General features: G+C 48.0%; 2 protein-coding genes. Both read right to left on the bottom strand.

Features of this window, described 5'->3' with window-relative positions; genetic code table 11:
* Window positions 1-519, bottom strand: a 519-nt coding sequence (locus ACWA6V_RS21115) for a urate hydroxylase PuuD (RefSeq protein WP_449524327.1), incomplete at its 3' end; no start/stop codon positions are given.
* The coding region (guaD, locus tag ACWA6V_RS21110; RefSeq protein ID WP_449524326.1) for a guanine deaminase at window positions 507-1869 on the bottom strand (1363 nt) is incomplete at its 5' end. The genes ACWA6V_RS21115 and guaD, both read right to left, overlap by 13 nt.

Here is a 1869-nt window from a genome sequence, read left to right as displayed (position 1 = left end):
TTGATGTGCGATATAACTGGCGGAACAAATAATAAGCAGCAGTGCGACGGCGATAACCAAACCAAGTTTTACTAAGGGTGTGCGCAATAGTAATTCATAAACTAATTGCCCACCGAGAATAAACGCAATGCTGGCGACCACCGCCAACTCCGGCGATTGAATCAGCGTGTTGTGACCCACCAAATAGGTTTGCGCTTGCAGGTAGTACATTAAAATTAATAAACCTGTACCACTTAACCAGGTGCTGTAGGCCTCCCACTTGAACCAATGCAACTTCAACGGCATTTCGGGCGGGCGCAATTGGTATTTGGCGACCTCATAAATTCCACCGCCGTGAATTGCCCACAAATCACCTTTCACGCCTTGATCTACTTTCCATTGCGGCGGTGTGCGCAAACTTAAATCCAGCCAGATAAAATAAAATGATGCACCTATCCAGGCAATGCCAGCGACCACATGAAACCAGCGAAAGGCGAGATTCAACCACTCAAGCACCAGCGGGTTAATTAATCCATCCATACTAATGCTCCCTGTGTGCTATCGGTGCGGCGAAATGCCAACTTGCCCATAACGTAAGCGCGCGCGATATTGTGCTCATCGCCCAAAGTCATTAATGCAAAGAGTTTTTCCGATAAGCTCTGCGCGGTTGATTGCCGCAGCGCTTGTAAAGGTGTTGCACCCAAATTGATAAGAATAAAATCTGCTTCCTTTCCCTTTTCAAAATTGCCGATGCAATGATCCAATTGCAGGGCGCGTGCATTACCCAATGTGGCCATATAAAACCCTTTTAACGGATGCAAACATTGCCCTTGCAGTTGCAATACTTTGTAGGCTTCAGCAAGGGTGCGCAATTGCGAAAAACTGGTGCCACCACCGATATCGGTAGCCAGGCTTACGGGAATTCCAGCGTCCTCCAAGCGCGCCATATTCAGCAAACCACTGCCGAGAAATAAATTCGATGTCGGGCAAAATGCAATGCCCGATTGCGTCTGCGCCATGCGGGCAACTTCGACATCACTTAAATGAATACCGTGGCCAAACACGCTGCGCGGGCCAAGTAATCCGTAGTGGTCGTACACATCCAGGTAGTCGCGCGCGGCGGGATAAAGGGATTTGATCCAAGCAATTTCCTGTTGGTTTTCCGAGAGATGAGTTTGTAAATAAATGCCGGGATAATCGCAATACAATTTTCCCGTCACCGCTAACTGTTCGGGTGAACTGGTAGGAGCAAAGCGTGGCGTGAGTGCGTAGTGCAAACGCCCGTTGTTATGCCATAGCTCAATTAATTCACGGCAATCGGCATCACTGCTTGCCGGGGTATCCAATAATTCTGCAGGCGCATGGCGATCCATCATCACTTTGCCGGCAATCATCCGCATATTCATTTTTTCGGCCGCTGAAAAAAATGCATGCGTTGATTGGGCGAACACGGTGGTATACACCATCGCAGTAGTAGTGCCATTTTGTAACAGGAATTTTAAGAAGGCATCGGCAGCAACAGCAGCAAAATCAGGATCAGAAAATTGCAATTCCGTTGGAAAGGTATAGTTATTCAGCCAATCCAATAATTGTTCGCCGTAAGAGGCAATCACGCTGGTTTGCGGATAGTGAATATGGCTGTCGATAAAACCCGGCATTAATAAATAATCAGGAGTGTGGCGGCACTGCTGCAAATCCAATCCCTGGCGCGCCATATCCTCAGCACTGCCCAACGCTTTGACACGGCCGTTTTCGACCAGCAGCACACCATCTTCAAAGTATTCAATACCGGCACCCGTCCGCGGATCAGGCACATCAGTGAAATGTAAAATTTGTGCGCGAAATGCACTTACATCAGAAGCAGTCATAACCAGCCTTAACACAAGAAAA

Source organism: Cellvibrio sp. (genome assembly GCF_053579595.1).
Note: the sequence above shows the minus strand (reverse complement) of the source record. Positions and strands in the feature narration are given on the sequence as shown.